At 71.2% G+C, this 17166-nt stretch carries 14 protein-coding genes; 5 read left to right on the forward strand and 9 right to left on the reverse strand.

Translation table 11 applies throughout. The features are described from left to right. Positions 1-4: 4 nt before the first annotated feature. From ACIP2X_RS23260 to ACIP2X_RS23270, 3 genes are all read right to left on the reverse strand, one after another. Positions 5-1111, reverse strand: a complete 1107-nt coding sequence (locus tag ACIP2X_RS23260; RefSeq protein WP_401676114.1) for an amidohydrolase family protein — start codon at positions 1109-1111, stop codon at positions 5-7. 98 nt (positions 1112-1209) lie between these two features. Further along, complete coding sequence (locus ACIP2X_RS23265; protein ID WP_401676116.1) at positions 1210-1521, reverse strand: hypothetical protein; 312 nt, start codon at positions 1519-1521, stop codon at positions 1210-1212. Between the two features lie 57 nt (positions 1522-1578). Next, positions 1579-2532: a heme o synthase gene (locus ACIP2X_RS23270; protein WP_401676559.1), complete on the reverse strand. Its 954-nt coding sequence runs from the start codon at positions 2530-2532 to the stop codon at positions 1579-1581. 386 nt (positions 2533-2918) lie between these two features. Here ACIP2X_RS23270 and tkt point away from each other — a divergent pair, with 386 nt between their 5' ends. The 5 genes from tkt to pgl are packed head-to-tail and all read left to right on the forward strand — an operon-like array spanning position 2919 to position 9581. Next, the gene (gene tkt, locus ACIP2X_RS23275; RefSeq protein ID WP_401676118.1) at positions 2919-5006 is read left to right on the forward strand and encodes a transketolase; all 2088 of its coding nucleotides are present in this window, start codon (positions 2919-2921) and stop codon (positions 5004-5006) included. A gap of 34 nt (positions 5007-5040) precedes the next feature. Continuing rightward, a complete protein-coding gene (tal, locus tag ACIP2X_RS23280) occupies positions 5041-6159 on the forward strand; it encodes a transaldolase (protein WP_401676120.1) in 1119 nt (372 codons plus the stop codon). Between the two features lie 4 nt (positions 6160-6163). Next, positions 6164-7693 (forward strand): glucose-6-phosphate dehydrogenase, encoded by a 1530-nt coding sequence (gene zwf, locus ACIP2X_RS23285; RefSeq protein WP_401676122.1) that lies wholly within the window; start codon positions 6164-6166, stop codon positions 7691-7693. Continuing rightward, on the forward strand, positions 7690-8802 hold the full coding sequence (gene opcA, locus ACIP2X_RS23290; protein WP_401676124.1) for a glucose-6-phosphate dehydrogenase assembly protein OpcA: 1113 nt from the start codon (positions 7690-7692) through the stop codon (positions 8800-8802). Before zwf ends, opcA begins: the two co-directional genes overlap by 4 nt. Beyond that, complete coding sequence (gene pgl, locus ACIP2X_RS23295; protein ID WP_401676126.1) at positions 8799-9581, forward strand: 6-phosphogluconolactonase; 783 nt, start codon at positions 8799-8801, stop codon at positions 9579-9581. The genes opcA and pgl overlap by 4 nt, the downstream gene beginning before the upstream one ends. A 57-nt stretch (positions 9582-9638) precedes the next feature. Here pgl and ACIP2X_RS23300 read toward each other — a convergent pair whose 3' ends face one another. From ACIP2X_RS23300 to ACIP2X_RS23325, 6 genes are all read right to left on the reverse strand, one after another. Then, a complete protein-coding gene (locus ACIP2X_RS23300) occupies positions 9639-10355 on the reverse strand; it encodes a DsbA family protein (RefSeq protein ID WP_401676560.1) in 717 nt (238 codons plus the stop codon). Positions 10356-10470: 115 nt separating this feature from the next. After that, the gene (locus tag ACIP2X_RS23305; protein WP_401676128.1) at positions 10471-11310 is read right to left on the reverse strand and encodes a carbohydrate ABC transporter permease; all 840 of its coding nucleotides are present in this window, start codon (positions 11308-11310) and stop codon (positions 10471-10473) included. After that, positions 11307-12665, reverse strand: coding sequence for a carbohydrate ABC transporter permease (locus tag ACIP2X_RS23310; protein ID WP_401676130.1), 1359 nt, complete (start codon positions 12663-12665; stop codon positions 11307-11309). Before ACIP2X_RS23310 ends, ACIP2X_RS23305 begins: the two co-directional genes overlap by 4 nt. Before the next feature lie 5 nt (positions 12666-12670). Then, the gene (locus ACIP2X_RS23315) at positions 12671-13996 is read right to left on the reverse strand and encodes an ABC transporter substrate-binding protein (protein ID WP_401676132.1); all 1326 of its coding nucleotides are present in this window, start codon (positions 13994-13996) and stop codon (positions 12671-12673) included. Between the two features lie 13 nt (positions 13997-14009). Beyond that, positions 14010-15638: a glycoside hydrolase family 13 protein gene (locus tag ACIP2X_RS23320; protein WP_401676134.1), complete on the reverse strand. Its 1629-nt coding sequence runs from the start codon at positions 15636-15638 to the stop codon at positions 14010-14012. 169 nt (positions 15639-15807) lie between these two features. Then, a complete protein-coding gene (locus ACIP2X_RS23325) occupies positions 15808-17079 on the reverse strand; it encodes an ABC transporter substrate-binding protein (RefSeq protein WP_401676136.1) in 1272 nt (423 codons plus the stop codon). Positions 17080-17166 lie beyond the last annotated feature (87 nt).

Raw genomic sequence — 17166 nt, forward strand, 5'->3', positions numbered from 1 at the left:
CAGCTCAGTCGAGGCCGTACACCCTGCGTGCGTTGCCCGCCGCGATCAGCCCCGCGACGCGCTGAGCGTCCGTCAGGGACCAGGCGCCCTCGGTGACCCAGGCGCCCAGGACGCGCGCGAGCGCCTCACGGAACAGCCGGGCGCCCACCACGTGCAGCTCGGGCAGCCCCTGGGCGCCGCTGGAGAAGAGGATCTTGCCGAAGGGGGCCAGTTCCAGGATCTCGGCGAGGACGGTGGCGGCGCGCGCGCCGGTGCGGACCAGGGCGGCGCCGGAGTCCGCGTAGACGTGCGGGAAGACACCGGCGAGGTGGGCGGCGTGCCGGTGGTACGGGTAGCCGTGCAGCAGGACCAGGTCGGTGCCGAGGCCCGCCGTCGCGCGGACGAAGTCGGTCAGCAGCACCGGGTCGGTGCGGTCGATGCGCAGGCCCGGCTCGCCGAGGCCGGCGTGCAGTTGCAGGGGCAGACCGGAGGCGACCGCGATCCACAGCAGATGCCGCAGCAGCACCGGGTCGCTCAGCTCCCCGCCGACCCGGCGGCCGGCCAGCCAGCGGCCCGCGGCACCCCGGACCTCGCCCGGCCCCGGCGGTTCCGGCGCGAGCGCGAGACCGTGCCGGACACCCGCGACGGAGGTGAAGGCGGCGGCGTGCACGGCGGCCCCGTGCACCGACTCGGCGAGGTTCGCCAGGAAGGACTCGACGGTGCCGGAGGTGTCGGCGACCTGTTCGGCCAGCAGTTCCAGGCGGACGACCTCCCGCGCCTCGGCGGTGGCGGTCGAGGCCATCTCGGTGGGTCCGGTGAGGTCGCCGGGCAGTCCGGTGTCGACGAGATACGTGGTGATGCCGGTGCCGCGCAGCAGCCGCCGGGCGGCCTCCAGCACGCCGAGCTCGCGCCGCCGGGCGAGATAGCGGGCGGGCGGGCAGTGCGGCTCCAGGCCGAGCAGCGGGGGGCACCAGCGGCGTACCGCGAAGCCGGTCTGGGTGTCGAAGAGGGTGGTGCCGGGGGCGGGCGGGCCCTCGGTGCGGGCCAGCTGGGCCTCGAAGGTGCCGAGACCCAGCTCCGTTCTCAGCACGCCATGGCAGTACTGGTCCACGAGGGACGGCGTTTCGATCATCCGGACTCCCGGGACTGGACCACGTACTCCTACGAGTCCTAACGGGTGAACCGGGTGTCAGGTGTTGCGTGCGTCGCGCCCCGTGGGAGGAGAGCTCGTCAGCCGCCGATCTGGATGCCGGCCATCCGCTTCCACTCGTACGGACCGGTCCTCACCTTGGCGGCGAACTCGCCGTCGAAGGCCTCGTGCACGGTGAGCCCGGACTGCCGCACCGCCTTCTCGGCGGTCTCGTACGACGGTGCCACGAGGTCGCCCCAGCCGCCGTCCTCGCCGACCAGCACGATCCGGGCCCCGCGCTCACCGAGGTAGGCGACCTGGGCCTCGGCGCCTCCGTGGGCCTTGGCGAAGGCGTCGATCCGCTTGGCCAGCCGGCTCACCCGGCGCTCGTCCACCTGCTGCGTGTCTCCCATGACCACGATGCTACCGGTGAGTAGCCAGGTCGGAAAGAGCGGGCCCGGCGCCGGAAGCTAGCGCAGGAAGGGGTCGACCGCCACGGCCACGAAGAGCAGCGACACATAGGTGATCGACCAGTGGAACAGCCGCATCTCCTTGAGCTTCCCGCCGGTCACCTCGGCCTTGGCCCGGTTCTGCAGGGCGTGCGCCTCCCACAGCCACCAGCCGCCGGCCGCCAGCGCGACCAGTGTGTAGAACCAGCCCGTGTAGCCGAGCGGGGTCAGCAGCAGCGAGACGGCGACCATGACCCAGCTGTAGAGCACGATCTGCCGGGCGACGACCTTGTTGGAGGCGATGACCGGCAGCATCGGCACGCCGACCCGCGCGTAGTCGTCCTTGACCTTCATCGACAGCGGCCAGTAGTGCGGCGGCGTCCAGAAGAAGATGACCAGGAAGAGGATGAACGGCGCCCAGGAGAGCGAGTTCGTCACGGCGGACCAGCCGATCAGCACCGGCATGCAGCCCGCGATGCCGCCCCACACGATGTTCTGCGAGGTACGCCGTTTGAGGAGCATCGTGTAGACGACGACGTAGAAGAGGAGGGCTCCAAGGGCCAGCCAGGCGGACAGCCAGTTGACGGCGAGGCCGAACAGCAGCGTGGAGGCGATCGCGAGGGCGACGCCGAAGGCCAGGCACTCCCGCGGACCGACCATCCCGGTGACCAGCGGACGCTGCGACGTGCGGTCCATCAGCGCGTCGATGTCCCGGTCGATGTACATGTTGAGCGCGTTGGCGCCGCCCGCGGAGAGATACCCGGCGAGGCAGGTGACGAGCACGAGACCGAGGTCGGGAACGCCCTGCTCGGCGAGGAACATCACCGGCACCGTGGTGATCAGCAGCAGCTCGATGATCCGCGGCTTGGTCAGCGCCACGAACGCCTTGACCCGGGCCCCGAACGGCCGGTGAGTCGGGCCCTGGCTCGTCCCGATTACCCCCGCAGGACGGGATTCAACGGCCGTCACGCACACCCCTGACAGAGACATCCCAGCAAGCCTGAACCGTGTGAAGTCCGGGTAAAGGCTCGCGCGTACCACGCCACTGTAGACGTTGCCCATACCGCGACCTTCGCGGGGGTGGGGTCGTGTTGGACGGCGTGCTCCGAGGCCCGCTCGCAGGTGCGCCGGGAGCGTCGATTGAGCAGTCGGATGAGCGGCTGCGTATTCACTTGCCGAATACGGAACGACCCGGTCGGGAGGCGGATCGACGACACTCCCGGCAGTCTGGAATCACTCGAAAAAACGCACGTTCTTACGGGGGTAGGCTCGTCAGCGGCCGGTGGGCGCCAAGTGCACCGGCAGCCGGTGTGCGTCGAGGACACCGGCCTTCGACATGTGGAGAGGAGCCCTGACCCAGGGTGAGCACCAAGCCGACCACCACAGACCTCGAGTGGACCGAGCTGGACCAGCGGGCCGTCGACACCGCCCGCGTCCTGGCCGCCGACGCCGTACAGAAGGTCGGCAACGGCCATCCCGGTACGGCGATGAGCCTGGCGCCTGCCGCCTACACCCTCTTCCAGAAGGTGATGCGGCACGACCCGGCGGATGCCGACTGGGTCGGGCGGGACCGTTTCGTCCTGTCCGCCGGGCACTCGTCCCTGACCCTCTACACCCAGCTGTACCTGGCCGGCTTCGGCCTGGAGCTGGACGATCTGAAGGCCTTCAGGACCTGGGGCTCGAAGACCCCGGGCCACCCCGAGTACGGCCACACCGTGGGCGTCGAGACCACCACCGGCCCGCTCGGCCAGGGTGTGGCCAACGCGGTCGGCATGGCGATGGCGGCCCGCTACGAGCGCGGTCTGTTCGACCCGGAGGCGGCCCAGGGCGAATCCCCGTTCGACCACTTCATCTACTGCATCGCCGGTGACGGCTGCCTCCAGGAGGGCATCTCCGCCGAGGCCTCCTCCCTCGCCGGCCACCAGCAGCTCGGCAACCTCGTGCTGCTGTGGGACGACAACCACATCTCGATCGAGGGCGACACCGAGACCGCCGTCTCCGAGGACACCGTCAAGCGCTACGAGGCCTACGGCTGGCACGTCCAGCGCGTGGCCCCGAAGCCCGACGGCGACCTGGACCCGCACGCCCTGTACGACGCGATCGAGGTGGCGAAGCAGGTCACCGACCGGCCGTCGTTCATCGCGATGCGCTCGATCATCGCCTGGCCCGCCCCGCACGCGCAGAACACCGAGGCCGCGCACGGCTCGGCGCTCGGCGACGAGGAGGTGGCGGCCACCAAGCGCGTCCTCGGCTTCGACCCGGAGAAGACCTTCGAGGTCTCCGACGAGGTGCTCGGCCACACCCGGCAGGCGCTGGAGCGGGGCCGGACGGCGAAGGCCGAGTGGGACAAGTCGTTCCAGGTGTGGCGCGACAACAACCCGGAGCGCGCCGCCGAGTTCGACCGGATCGCCAAGGGCGAGCTGCCCACCGGCTGGGAGGAGAAGATCCCGGTCTTCGAGGCGGGCAAGGGCGTCGCGACCCGTGCCGCGTCCGGCAAGGTGCTCCAGGCGCTGGGCGCCGTGATCCCCGAGCTGTGGGGCGGCTCCGCCGACCTCGCCGGCTCGAACAACACGACGATCGACAAGACCTCGTCCTTCCTCCCGGCGGACAACCCGCTGCCGGAGGCCGACCCGTACGGCCGCACGATCCACTTCGGCATCCGCGAGCACTCCATGGGCGCGGAGCTGAACGGCATCACGCTGCACGGACACACCCGTGTCTACGGCGGCACCTTCCTCGTCTTCTCCGACTACATGCGCAACGCCGTGCGCCTCGCGGCGCTGATGCACCTGCCGGTGACGTACGTGTGGACGCACGACTCCATCGGTCTCGGTGAGGACGGCCCGACGCACCAGCCCGTCGAGCACCTGGCGTCGCTGCGCGCCATCCCCGGTCTGAACGTGGTCCGCCCGGCGGACGCCAACGAGACCGCGATCGCCTGGCGCGAGATCCTGGGGCGCTACACCAAGGAGTACGGCAAGGGCGCCCCGCACGCCCTCGCGCTGACCCGGCAGGGCGTGCCGACGTACGAGCCCGATGAGGACGCGGCGCGCGGCGGTTACGTGCTGTTCGAGGCCGAGGGCGGCGCGCCCGAGGTCATCCTCGTCGCCACCGGTTCCGAGGTGCACGTGGCCGTCGAGGCGCGTGAGCAGCTCCAGGCCGACGGCGTGCCGACCCGGGTGGTCTCCATGCCGTCCGTGGAGTGGTTCGAGGAGCAGGACCAGGGGTACCGGGACAGCGTGCTTCCCCCGTCCGTGAGGGCTCGCGTCGCTGTCGAGGCGGGGATCGGCCTTACCTGGCACAAGTACGTCGGGGACGCCGGCCGCATCGTCTCCCTGGAGCACTTCGGTGCTTCGGCCGACGGCAAGGTCCTCTTCCGCGAGTTCGGTTTCACCGGCGAGAACGTGGCCGCGGCGGCGCGGGAATCGATCGCCGCCACCCAGCGCTGACGCTCATATACGACACGTAGGAGATGCAATTTCCATGACAGACGCACTGAAGCGCCTCTCCGATGAAGGCGTCGCGATCTGGCTGGACGACCTGTCGCGCAAGCGCATCACGTCCGGCAACCTCGCCGAGCTGATCGACCAGCAGCACGTCGTGGGCGTCACCACCAACCCGACGATCTTCCAGAAGGCGATCAGCAGCGGCGACGGGTACGAGCAGCAGCTCACCGACCTCGCCGCCCGCAAGGTCACCGTCGAGGAGGCCGTCCGCATGATCACGACGGCGGACGTCCGCGACGCCGCCGACATCCTGCGCCCGGTCTTCGACGCCACCGGCGGCAAGGACGGCCGGGTCTCGATCGAGGTCGACCCGCGCCTCGCGCACCACACCCGTGCCACCGTGGCCGAGGCCCGCCAGCTGGCCTGGCTGGTGGACCGCCCGAACACCCTGATCAAGATCCCGGCCACCAAGGCGGGTCTGCCGGCGATCACCGAGACGATCGGCAACGGCATCAGCGTCAACGTCACGCTGATCTTCTCGCTGGAGCGCTACCGCGAGGTCATGGACGCCTACCTCTCCGGTCTGGAGAAGGCGAAGGAGCGGGGTCTGGACCTCTCCAAGATCCACTCGGTGGCCTCCTTCTTCGTGTCCCGCGTGGACACCGAGATCGACAAGCGGATCGACGCGCTCGGCACCGACGAGGCCAAGGCGCTGCGCGGCAAGGCCGCCGTCGCGAACGCCCGCCTCGCCTACCAGGCGTACGAGGAGGTCTTCTCCTCCGACCGCTGGAGCCCGCTGGAGAACGCCGGCGCCAACAAGCAGCGTCCGCTGTGGGCGTCGACCGGCGTGAAGGACAAGGCGTACAAGGACACCATGTACGTCGACGACCTGGTCGCCCCGAACACCGTGAACACCATGCCGGAGGCCACCCTCTTCGCCACGGAGGACCACGGCGCCATCACGGGCGACACCGTCGCCGGGACGTACGAGCAGGCCCGCGCCGACCTGGACGCGGTCGAGCAGCTCGGGATCAAGTACGACGACGTCGTCCAGCTCCTGGAGGACGAGGGCGTCGAGAAGTTCGAGTCGTCCTGGATCGACCTGCTGAAGTCGACCGAGGCGGAGCTGAAGCGCCTCGCCCCCTCGGAGGGCTGACACCTTGTCCTCCCCCGGAGCGAACCCGCTCCGTGACCCCGCAGACCGACGGCTCCCGCGTATCGCGGGGCCGTCGGGCCTGGTCATCTTCGGCGTCACGGGTGATTTGTCACGAAAGAAGCTGATGCCCGCGGTGTACGACCTCGCGAACCGGGGTCTGCTGCCGCCGGGCTTCTCGCTGGTCGGGTTCGCCCGCCGCGAGTGGGCCAACGAGGACTTCGCGGAGGTCGTCCACGACGCGGTCAAGGCACACGCCCGTACGCCGTTCCGTGAGGAGGTCTGGCAGCAGCTCATCCAGGGGATGCGCTTCGTCCAGGGCACCTTCGACGACGACGACGCCTTCGAGCGCCTGCGCGCCACGATCGACGAGCTGGACAAGGCGCAGGGCACGGGTGGCAACTTCGCCTTCTACCTCTCCGTACCGCCGCGCTCGTTCCCGGCGGTCATCCAGCAGCTGAAGAAGCACGGGCTGGCCGACCAGAAGGGCGGCTCCTGGCGCCGCGCGGTGATCGAGAAGCCGTTCGGCCACGACCTCAGGTCGGCCGAGGAGCTGAACAAGGTCGTCCACGAGGTCTTCGCCCCGGACCAGGTCTTCCGGATCGACCACTACCTCGGCAAGGAGACCGTCCAGAACATCCTGGCGCTGCGCTTCGCCAACACCATGTTCGAGCCGATCTGGAACCGGTCCTTCGTGGACCATGTGCAGATCACCATGGCCGAGGACATCGGGATCGGCGGCCGGGCCGGGTACTACGACGGGATCGGCGCGGCCCGCGACGTCATCCAGAACCACCTGCTCCAGTTGCTCGCGCTGACCGCGATGGAGGAGCCCTCCTCCTTCGACGCGGACGCGCTGGCGGCGGAGAAGACCAAGGTGCTCGGCGCCGTGAAGCTGCCCAAGGACCTGGGCCGCTCCACCGTGCGCGGGCAGTACGCGGCGGGCTGGCAGGGCGGCGCGAAGGTCATCGGCTACCTCCAGGAGGACGGCATCGACCGCGGGTCGCTGACCGACACGTACGCGGCCGTCAAGGTGGAGATCGACAACCGGCGCTGGGCGGGCGTGCCGTTCTACCTGCGCACGGGCAAGCGCCTGGGCCGCCGTGTCACCGAGATCGCGGTGGTCTTCCAGCGTGCCCCGCACTCCCCCTTCGACACGACGGCGACCGAGGAGCTGGGCCAGAACGCGATCGTCATCCGCGTCCAGCCCGACGAGGGCGTCACCGTCCGCTTCGGCTCCAAGGTGCCCGGCACCTCGATGGAGATCCGGGACGTCTCCATGGACTTCGCGTACGGCGAGTCCTTCACGGAGTCCAGCCCGGAGGCCTACGAGCGGCTGATCCTGGACGTCCTGCTGGGCGACTCGAACCTCTTCCCGCGTACCGAGGAGGTCGAACTGTCCTGGCGGATCCTCGACCCGATCGAGGAGTACTGGGACAGCCACGGCAAGCCCGCGCAGTACCCGGCCGGCACGTGGGGGCCCGTCGAGGCGGACCAGATGCTCGAACGAGACGGACGGAGCTGGCGCCGGCCATGAAGATAGACCTCACCGACACCACGGCCAGCAAGATCAACAAGGCGCTCGTGCAGGGCCGCCGCGCCATCGGCACGCCCGCCGTCGGCATGGTCCTCACGCTGGTCGTGGTCACCGACGAGGAGAACGCCTACGACGCCCTGAAGGCGGCCGGCGACGCCTCGCGCGAGCACCCCTCGCGCACCCTCGTCGTCATCCGCCGCGTCTCGCGCAGCCCCCGGGACCGCACCCGGTCCCGCCTCGACGCCGAGGTGCGGGTGGGCGCGGAGGCGAGCACCGGGGAGACGGTCATCCTGCGACTGCACGGCGAGGTCGCCGACCACGCGCAGTCGGTGGTGCTGCCGCTGCTGCTGCCGGACGCCCCCGTCGTCGTCTGGTGGCCGGTCGACGCGCCGCTCGACCCGGCCGGGGACGCGCTGGGCGCGCTGGCCCAGCGCCGGGTCACCGACACCCACGCGGCCGAGCAGCCGGTACGGGAGCTGTCGGCCCGCGCCGACACCTACGCGCCCGGCGACACCGACCTGTCGTGGACCCGCATCACGCCGTGGCGTTCGATGCTCGCGGCCGCCCTCGACCAGGTCGTCTGCGAGGTCAGGTCCGTCGAGGTGGAGGGCGAGGAGTTCAACCCGAGCTGTGAGCTGCTCGCCATGTGGCTCGCGGACCGGCTGGACGTCCCCGTCCGGCGCTCGCTGTCCGCGGGCCCCGGGCTCACCGCGGTCCGCATGGACACCGACTGCGGGCCGATCGCCCTCGACCGCGCCGACGGCTCGCTGGCCACGCTGTCCATCCAGGGCCAGCCGGACCGTGCGGTGGCGCTGAAGCGGCGGGACACGGCGGAGCTGATCGCGGAGGAACTGCGGCGGCTCGACCCGGACGACACCTACGCGTCGGCGCTGCGCTTCGGGGTGGAACGGCTGCACGCCCCCGCGCAGCCCACCGCGCCGGAGCCGGCGACCCGGGACGAGGCGCCCGCCGAGGGGGAGTCGCCGGCCAAAGGAGACGCCCCCGACGACACGGCGGAAGCTGTCCCGGCTCCCGTCGAAGCCGCTGCGAAAGCGCCCGCGCAGGACGCGACGGCGGCGGAACCGGTGAAGAAGGCGGCGGCGAAGTGAGCACACCCCAACTGGTCGTCCACCGCGACAAGGAACTGATGGCGCAGGCCGCCGCGGCCCGGCTGATCACGAAGATCGTGGACGCCCAGGCCTCGCGCGGCACCGCGTCCGTCGTCCTCACCGGCGGCCGCAACGGCAACGGCCTGCTGGCCGCGCTCGCCGCCGCGCCCGCCCGGGACGCCATCGACTGGTCCCGCCTGGACCTGTGGTGGGGCGACGAGCGCTTCCTGCCCGAGGGCGATCCGGAGCGCAACGTCACCCAGGCCCGCGAGGCGCTCCTCGACTCCGTCCCGCTGGACCCGAAGCGCGTGCACGCCATGCCCGCGTCGGACGGCCCGCACGGCACGGACGTGGAGGCGGCGGCGGCCGCCTACGCCGAGGAACTGGCCGGGGCGGCCGTCCCGGAGAACCACGCCCCGGTCCCGACGTTCGACGTCCTGATGCTGGGCGTCGGCCCGGACACCCATGTGGCCTCCCTGTTCCCGGAACTCCCGGCGGTACGGGAGACGGACCGCATGGTGGTGGGCGTCCACGGCGCGCCCAAGCCGCCACCGACCCGCGTCACCCTGACCCTGCCGGCCATCCGCGCGGCCCGCGAGGTGTGGCTGCTGGCGGCCGGCGAGGACAAGGCGAACGCGGCGGCGATCGCCCTCTCGGGCGCCGGTGAGATCCAGGCTCCCGCGGCGGGCGCCCGCGGCCGCGCCCGCACCCTGTGGCTCCTGGACTCGGCAGCGGCTTCCCAGCTCCCGCGGTCCCTGTACCCACCGGCTTCGCCCTGACGGACACATGACGACGCCGGGCCCGCCGTACGGTGGCGGACCCGGCGTCGTCGCACGTCAGGGCGACTCCTCCGGGAACTCGTACTCCCGCCAGGCACCGGGGTCGTGCCGGACCTCGGCCAGGAGGTCGGCGAAGACGGCCCCGTCGAAGAGCACCCCGTTGTACTCGGTCGGAATGCGCACGTCGTTGATGACGGCGGTGGGGGTGCCCGGGCCCTGGGGCTCCTCCTTGCCACCGGCGCGTTCGTAGGCCTTCTCGGAGGCGGTCACGAAGGCGCGGTACTTCATGCCCCGCACGGCGGAGTCGAACGCCGGGCCGCGCAGCCCCTCGACCTGACCGGCCAGTTCGAGCAGCCGGGCGTCGGTGAAGCCGTCGACGCTCTCCTCGGGCTGGTGGGCGTAGAGCACCTCGTGGTACTCGGCGAACCTTCCCTCCTCCAGCGCCGCCCGCAGTGCGTTGACCGCCTTCTTCGAGCCGCTGCCGCCGACCCGGTCGTCGAGGAAGGAGGCGAGGGTGTACTCGGTCACCGCGTCCTTCAGCACGACGACGTCCCGCAGCCCCGGGCCCGCTCCGGAGGTCTCGAACTCCTCGCAGACCGGGCAGCGCGGATCCTCGTAGAGGCGGACCACGACGGCGGCGGACGGATCCCCGACCACGATGGTCGTGCCGTCCGCCGCCAGCTTCTCCGGCACCTCCTCCAGGCTTCCGTACGGCACTCTCCGTTCGCCGCAGCCCGCCAGCGACATGCCCAGCACCATCACGGCCGCCGCCACAGCGGTCACCGCACTTCTCTTCCCCACCCTGTGCACCCCTTGTCTCCCCTTGCGTCAGCGGGAGAGTAGGCGAACAGGTGACCGACGCGCACAGGATTTCCGGGCCGGCCCAGCCCTACTTGACCGACCCCGCCATCACCCCCTGTACGAAGTGGCGCTGGAAGGCGAAGAACACCGCCACCGGGACGATCAGGGAGACGAACGCGCCGGGGGCCAGGACGTCGATGTTGCTGCCGAACTGGCGGATCTGGGACTGGAGTTCCACCGTCAGGGGCTGGGAGGAGCTGTCCGCGAAGAGGAGGGCCACCAGCATGTCGTTCCACACCCACAGGAACTGGAAGATGGCGAGGCTGGCGATGGCGGGCCGGCCCACCGGGAGGATCAGGCGGGTGAAGATGCGCCACTCGCTGCCGCCGTCCATCCGGGCCGCCTCCAGCATCTCCTTCGGTATCTCGGCGAAGTAGTTGCGCAGCAGGAAGACCGCGAACGGCAGTCCGTAGGCGACATGGAAGAGGACCACGCCGGGGATCGTGCCGAACAGGCCCAGCTGGCCGAAGAGTTTGGCCACCGGGAGCAGGCCGATCTGGACCGGCACCACCAGCAGGGCGACCACCAGCAGGAACAGCGGCTCGCGGGCGGGGAAGTCCAGCCAGGCGAAGGCGTATCCGGCGAGGGCCGCGACGACGACGACCAGGAAGGTCGTCGGCACCGAGATCAGCACCGTGTTCCAGAACGCCTGCGTGATCCCGGAGTTCTTCAGCAGCGCGGAGTAGTTGTCGAAGGACAGCTGGCCGGGACTGGTGAACACCGTCCACCAGCCGCCCTTCGCGGTGTCCTCGGCGGACCGCAGCGACGACAGGAACAGCCCCGCCAGCGGGGTGAGCCAGATCAGGCCCACCACCACGAGGAAGGCCTGCACCAGGCTGTTGCCGAGGCTCCGGCGTACGGCGTTCATCGCTGGCTCCTTCGGAAACGGCGGACGTTGAAGACCATCGCGGGGACCACCAGGAGCAGCAGCAGGACGCCCAGCGCGCTGCCGAGCCCCTGGTCGTTGCCGCCGCCGAAGGACACCAGCCACATCTGCGTCGCCAGCACGGTCGCGTCCTCCTGCACCGGGCCGGGCGCGATGATGTAGACGAGGTCGAAGACCTTCATCACGTTGATCACCAGCGTCACGAACACCACCGTCAGCACCGGCGCGAGCAACGGCACCGTGATCTTCCGGAAGATCTGCCACTCGTTGGCGCCGTCCATCCGCGCCGCCTCCAGCGCGTCCCGCGGCAGCGCGGACAGGCCCGCGCCGATCAGCACCATCGCGAAGCCGGTCCAGATCCACAGGTACGCCCCGATGATCGCCGGTGTGACGAGTGCCGGGCCGAGCCAGGAGACGCCCTCGTAGGGCGGCGCGAAGTTCGAGGCCGGGAGCCGCACGGTGTACGAGCCCGCCTCCAGCCCCTCGAAGCGGAAGGAACCGTCCGACGCGGTGGTCGCCGTGGCGGCCGTCCCGCCGTCGCGCACCGCCTCGACCGCCATCTCGGGCAGCCCGCTCTCCTGCCGGTCGACGCGGCCCTGCTCCCCTCCCCCGCCGGGCGTGAAGTCCAGGTACACGACGCCGCGCAGCTCGCCGGGGCCCGCCTTCTGCCCGGCCGCCCGGTACGCGGGCTCCGCGCCGCCGGGCAGGTCACCCGGCAGCACCCCGACCAGGCCGAGCGCCACCGTGTCGCCCGGTGAGACACCCGCGCCGGTGCGGTACGCCCCGTCGGCCTCCTTGGTCATCCCCTGGCCGTCGCGCGCCCGCGCGGTCGGGTAGGACGACGTGCCCTCGAACGCGTCGTGCACGGAGACCACGGCGGCGTTCAGCACGCCCTTGTCCGGGTCCTCGTCGTAGGCGAGCCGGAAGATGATGCCGGCGGCCAGGAAGGACACCGCCATCGGCAGGAACAGCAGCAGCTTGAAGGCCGTGGCCCAGCGGATCTTCTCCGTCAGGACGGCCAGGACCAGCCCCAGCCCGGTCAGCAGCGTCGGCGCCACGACGACCCAGATCGCCGTGTTGCACACCGCCTTGAGCGTCGCCGGGTCGCGGAACATCTCCGTGTAGTTGTCGCCGCCCACGAACCGGGTGCCGGACGCGTCGAAGAAGCTGCGGCCGACGGAGAACAGCACGGGGTAGACGACGAGCGCGCCGAGCAGGAGCAGCGCGGGCAGGACGAAGAGCAGGGCGACGACCGGCCCCCGCCGCCGCCGGCGCCGGGCGTTCCCGGCACCGGCGGCGGCCGGGGGGCTCGCCTCTTTCACGAGCGTTGCGGTCATGGCCGTCAGTTCCCGTACGCCTTGACCGCCGCGGCCTCCAGCTCGGCGGCGGTGCCCTTCGGGTCGGCGGGGTCGCGCAGGAAGTCCTGGAGGATCTTCCACTCGCCGGCGCCCTTGGTGCCGCCGAAGGCCGCCGGTGCCTGGTCGGACATGTCGAAGCGGACCGAGTCGCCCGCGCCGACCAGGGACTTGGCGGTGGCCCGGGTGACGTCGTCGCCGTAGGAGGCGAGGTCGACGGCCTTGTTCGGGGACAGGAAGCCGCCCGCCTCGGCCCAGACCGCGGCGGCCTCGGGGGTCGCCAGGTACTCCAGCAGCTTCATCCCGGCGTCGGCGTTCTTGCCGTCCTTCAGGACGACGGCCGCGTCGCCGCCGCTGACGACCGGGGCCTCACCGCCGCCGACCGGCGGGAACGGGAAGAAGTTCGCGTCCTCGCCGATGGCCTTGCCGAACTGGTCCTTGGCGACACCGGCCACGAAGTCGCCCTCGTAGACCATGCCGGCCTCGGGCTTCGGCCCGAACACCTTCTCCACCGAGCCGGGGAAGTCGGTGTTCAGGGCGCCCTTCTGGCCGCCCGCGAGCAGCTGCTTGTCCTGGAACAGCTTGCCGAGGGTCGTCAGCGCCTCGACCACGGACGCGTCCGTCCACTTCAGTTCGTGCGCGGCGAGGGCGTCGTACTTCTCGGGGCCGGCCTGGGAGAGGTAGATGTTCTCGAACCAGTCGGTGAGCGTCCAGCCGTCCTGTCCGGCGACGGAGAACGCCGCGAGCCCGGAGTCGGAGACGGTCTGCCCGGCCTTCAGCATCTCCTCGTAGGTCTTCGGCGGCTCGACCCCGGCCTGGGCGAGGGCGTCGGGGCTGTACCAGACGGTCGACTTGTGCGCGGCCTTGAAGTACAGGCCGTACAGCGTGCCGTCGACGCTGCCGTAGGTCTTCCAGACGTCGGCGTAGTTGGTGCCCACGGACGTCTGGGCGGTCTTGGACAGCGGCTTGAGCCAGCCCTCCTTCGCGAACTGCTGGAGCACGCCCACCTGCGGGACCATCACCACGTCGGGGGCGTTGCCGCCCTCGATCTTGCTGCCGACGACGGTGGAGACGTTGTCACCGGTGGACACGAACTGGGTCTTCGCGCCGGTCTTCTCGGTGAAGGCGTCGAGCACCTTCTGGAAGTTCTCCTGCTCGCTGCCGGACCAGACGCCGGCCACGCTGACCGTCTGGCCGCTGAGCGCCTTGTCACCGCCGCCGGCCGCGACCGGGCCGCCGCCGCAGGCGGTCGCGCCGAGCGCCAGGACGAGCGCGGTGCAGCCGGTGAGCAGGGTGGTACGTCGTCGCATCATCGTTGATGTCCCTTCAGGGGGTGGGAGTTGACGAGGGTTCGGTGATCCACCAGACGGCGGTGGAGCCGGGCAGCACCCCGGCGTCCGGGCAGGGCCCGCTCGCCAGCAGGGGGGTGCCGGCGACCGGCGCGGGTGTGGGGGCCGTGCCGAAGTTCACGGCGCAGACCAGGTCGTCGCCGCGGACGAAGGCCAGGACGCCCGGCGGGGTCTCCAGCCAGCGCAGCGTGCCCTCGCCCAACTGGGCCAGCGAGGAGCGCAGTTGCAGGCCGTCGCGGTACAGGTGCCAGAAGGAGCGGGTGTCGGCGAGGGCCCGGTCGGTGGCGTGCTCGGCGAACCACTCCGGCTGCGGCAGCCACGGCTTGACGCCCTCGACGCCGGAGGTGAAGCCGAACGGGGAGGCCTGTCCCGACCAGGGCAGCGGCACCCGGCAGCCGTCGCGGATCCGGGCCCGGCTGCCGGTGCGGTGGAAGATCGGGTCGGTGAGCACGTCGTCGGGCAGGTCGACGACCTCGGGAAGGCCCAGCTCCTCGCCCTGGTAGATGTACGCGGCTCCGGGCAGCGCCAGCATCAGCAGCGCGGCGGCGCGGGCGCGGGCGGCACCGAGGCCGCTGCCCTCGGTGGCCGGTTCGCCGTAGCGGGTGACGGTGCGGACCTGGTCGTGGTTGTTGAGGACCCAGGTCACCGTGGAGCCGGTCCCGGCGATGTCCTGCATCGCCTCGGAGATGACCTTGCGGAAGGCGTCCGGGTTCCAGGGCGCGCCGAGCAGGTCGAAGAAGAAGGCCTGGTGCAGTTCGTCGGGGCGGACGTACAGCGCGTGTTCACGGGCGGTGGGCACGGACACCTCGCCGACGAGGAGGCGTTCGACGCCGTCGCGGGCGGCGTACTCGTCGCAGGTCGCGCGCCACCGCCGCCAGACGTCGTGCACCTCGGGCCGGTTCCAGGCGAGCGGGTTGACCGAGTCGCGGGTGCGGGCGTCGGCCTCCGGGTCCGGGGAGTCGGGCAGCTCGGGGTGCTTGTAGAGGCCGGCGGCCACGTCGATGCGGAAGCCGTCGACGCCGCGGTCGAGCCAGAAGCGCAGGGTCCGGTCGAACTCGGCGCCGATCTCGGGGTTGCGCCAGTTCCAGTCGGGCTGCTCGGGCGTGAACATGTGCAGGTACCACTGGCCGTCGGGCACCCGCGTCCAGGCGGGGCCGCCGAACATGGCGTGCCAGTTGTTGGGCGGTTCGGCGCCGTCCTCGCCGCGGCCGTCGGCGAAGTGGAACCGGGCGCGGGCGGCGCTGCCGGGCGGCGAGGCGAGGGCCTCGCGGAACCAGGGGTGCTCGCTGGAGCAGTGGTTCGGGACGATGTCCAGCAGCACCTTGACGCCCAGGCGCCGGGCGGCGCGCACCAGCAGGTCGAACTCGGCGAGGTCGCCGAACAGCGGGTCGACGTCGCAGTAGTCGGCCACGTCGTATCCGTGGTCGTGCTGCGGCGAGGGGTAGAAGGGGCTCAGCCAGATCCCGTCCACGCCGAGCTTCTTCAGGTACGGCAGTCCGGTCCGGACGCCGGCGAGGTCGCCGATGCCGTCTCCGGTGCTGTCGAGGAAGCTGCGGACGTAGACCTGGTAGATCACCGCGTCCCGCCACCAGTGGTGCTCGTTCAACCCATCGATCCATCTCTACGAGTGCAGCGGTTATGCATGCATGTTAAGTAGGGATGTCGCGCGAGTGTCAACGAATGGACGCAAGCTACCGTGGAGTTGGCTTGAGCATAAGGGGATCTACTCGGGCATTGCGGGCCCAGTTGAGATGTCCGCGTTACCTAACGGGTAACTATCGGCCGGAGGTGGCGGCGAGCTCGCGCGCCAGCCGTCGCACCGCGCCCCCGGGCGTCTCCCGGCCGTTCATCGCGTCGTGCACGACCGCCTGCACCACCAGGCTGACCTGGTCGTAGCGCGGGCTCTTGGGGCGCGGCGCCGCCGCGAGCACGCTCGCGCGCAGGGTCGGCAGGTAGGGGAAGTCCCGGATCAGCGCCGGGTCCTCGTAGAGCGCGGCCCGTACCGGCGGCAGCGCGCCGCGCGTGAGGACCTGGCGCTGGACCGGCTCGCTCGTGAGGTACGCCATCAGGCGCGCGGCCGTGTCCGGGTGCCGTGTGTGGCTGCTGACGGCCAGGTTGGAGCCGCCGAGCACACTCGTGCCGGGCCCGTCGGGTCCGGGCAGGGGCACGGCGCCGACCTTGCCGGCCAGCGGAGAGCCGGCGGCCGAGGCGGCGGCGTAGGCGTACGGCCAGTTGCGCAGGAACAGCAGACTGCCGTCGAGGAAGGCCTGTTTGGACTCCTCCTCCTTGTAGGTCAGCGCCTGCCGCGGGATCCAGCCCTCGCGGACGCCCCGGGAAAGGAAGCCGATGCCCTCGCGGGCCGCGTTCGAGTTCACGGTGACGCGTTCGCCCTCGTCGCCGAGGATCGTGCCGCCCGCCGAGTACACGGCCTCCGCCGCGTTGACGGTGAGGCCCTCGTAGGGCAGGAACTGCCCGGCGTAGCCGTCCAGGCCGTACTCCGGCGCGATGGTCCGCGCGGCCCGCTCCAGTTCGGCCCAGGTGCGCGGCGGCGGGACGCCCGCCTCGGCGAGGACGTCCTTGCGGTACAGCAGCAGCCCGGCGTTGGTGACGTACGGCACCGCGTACAGCCGCCCGTCGTAGGTGGCGGTGTCGACGACCGGGGGCAGGAAGGTGCCGAGCGGGAAGCGGTCGCGGGGCAGCGGACGGATCCAGCCGGCCGCCGCGAACTCGGAGGTCCAGGCGACGTCGATGTTGAGGACGTCGAAGCGGCCGCGGGAGCCGCCCCGGAGGTCGGTGATCATCTGTGCGCGGGTCTCGTCGGCGGAGTCCGGCAGTTCGACGAGCGTGACCTTCTCGGCGGGGTGGGTGCGGTTCCAGTCCTGGAGCAGGGGACCGAGATAGCCGGTGAGGTCGCCGGCGGTGGCCAGGGTGAGGGGCCCACGGCCGCCCGCCGGGCCGTCGTCGGCGCGGGCGCCGGAGGTGACGTAACCGGTCAGTACGACGACCAGGACGAGGAGGCCCCTACCGGCGGCGTCCATCCACCGCATAGGTTCCTCCCTGTACCGAGGCGACGGGCCCCTTCGCCCGGAGTCAGTCGCCATGTATACCTGTTAGGTATGGGCGATACTAGGGCG

It is taken from the genome of Streptomyces sp. NPDC089424 (assembly GCF_044749345.1).
In the GTDB taxonomy this organism is placed as follows: Bacteria; Actinomycetota; Actinomycetes; order Streptomycetales; family Streptomycetaceae; genus Streptomyces.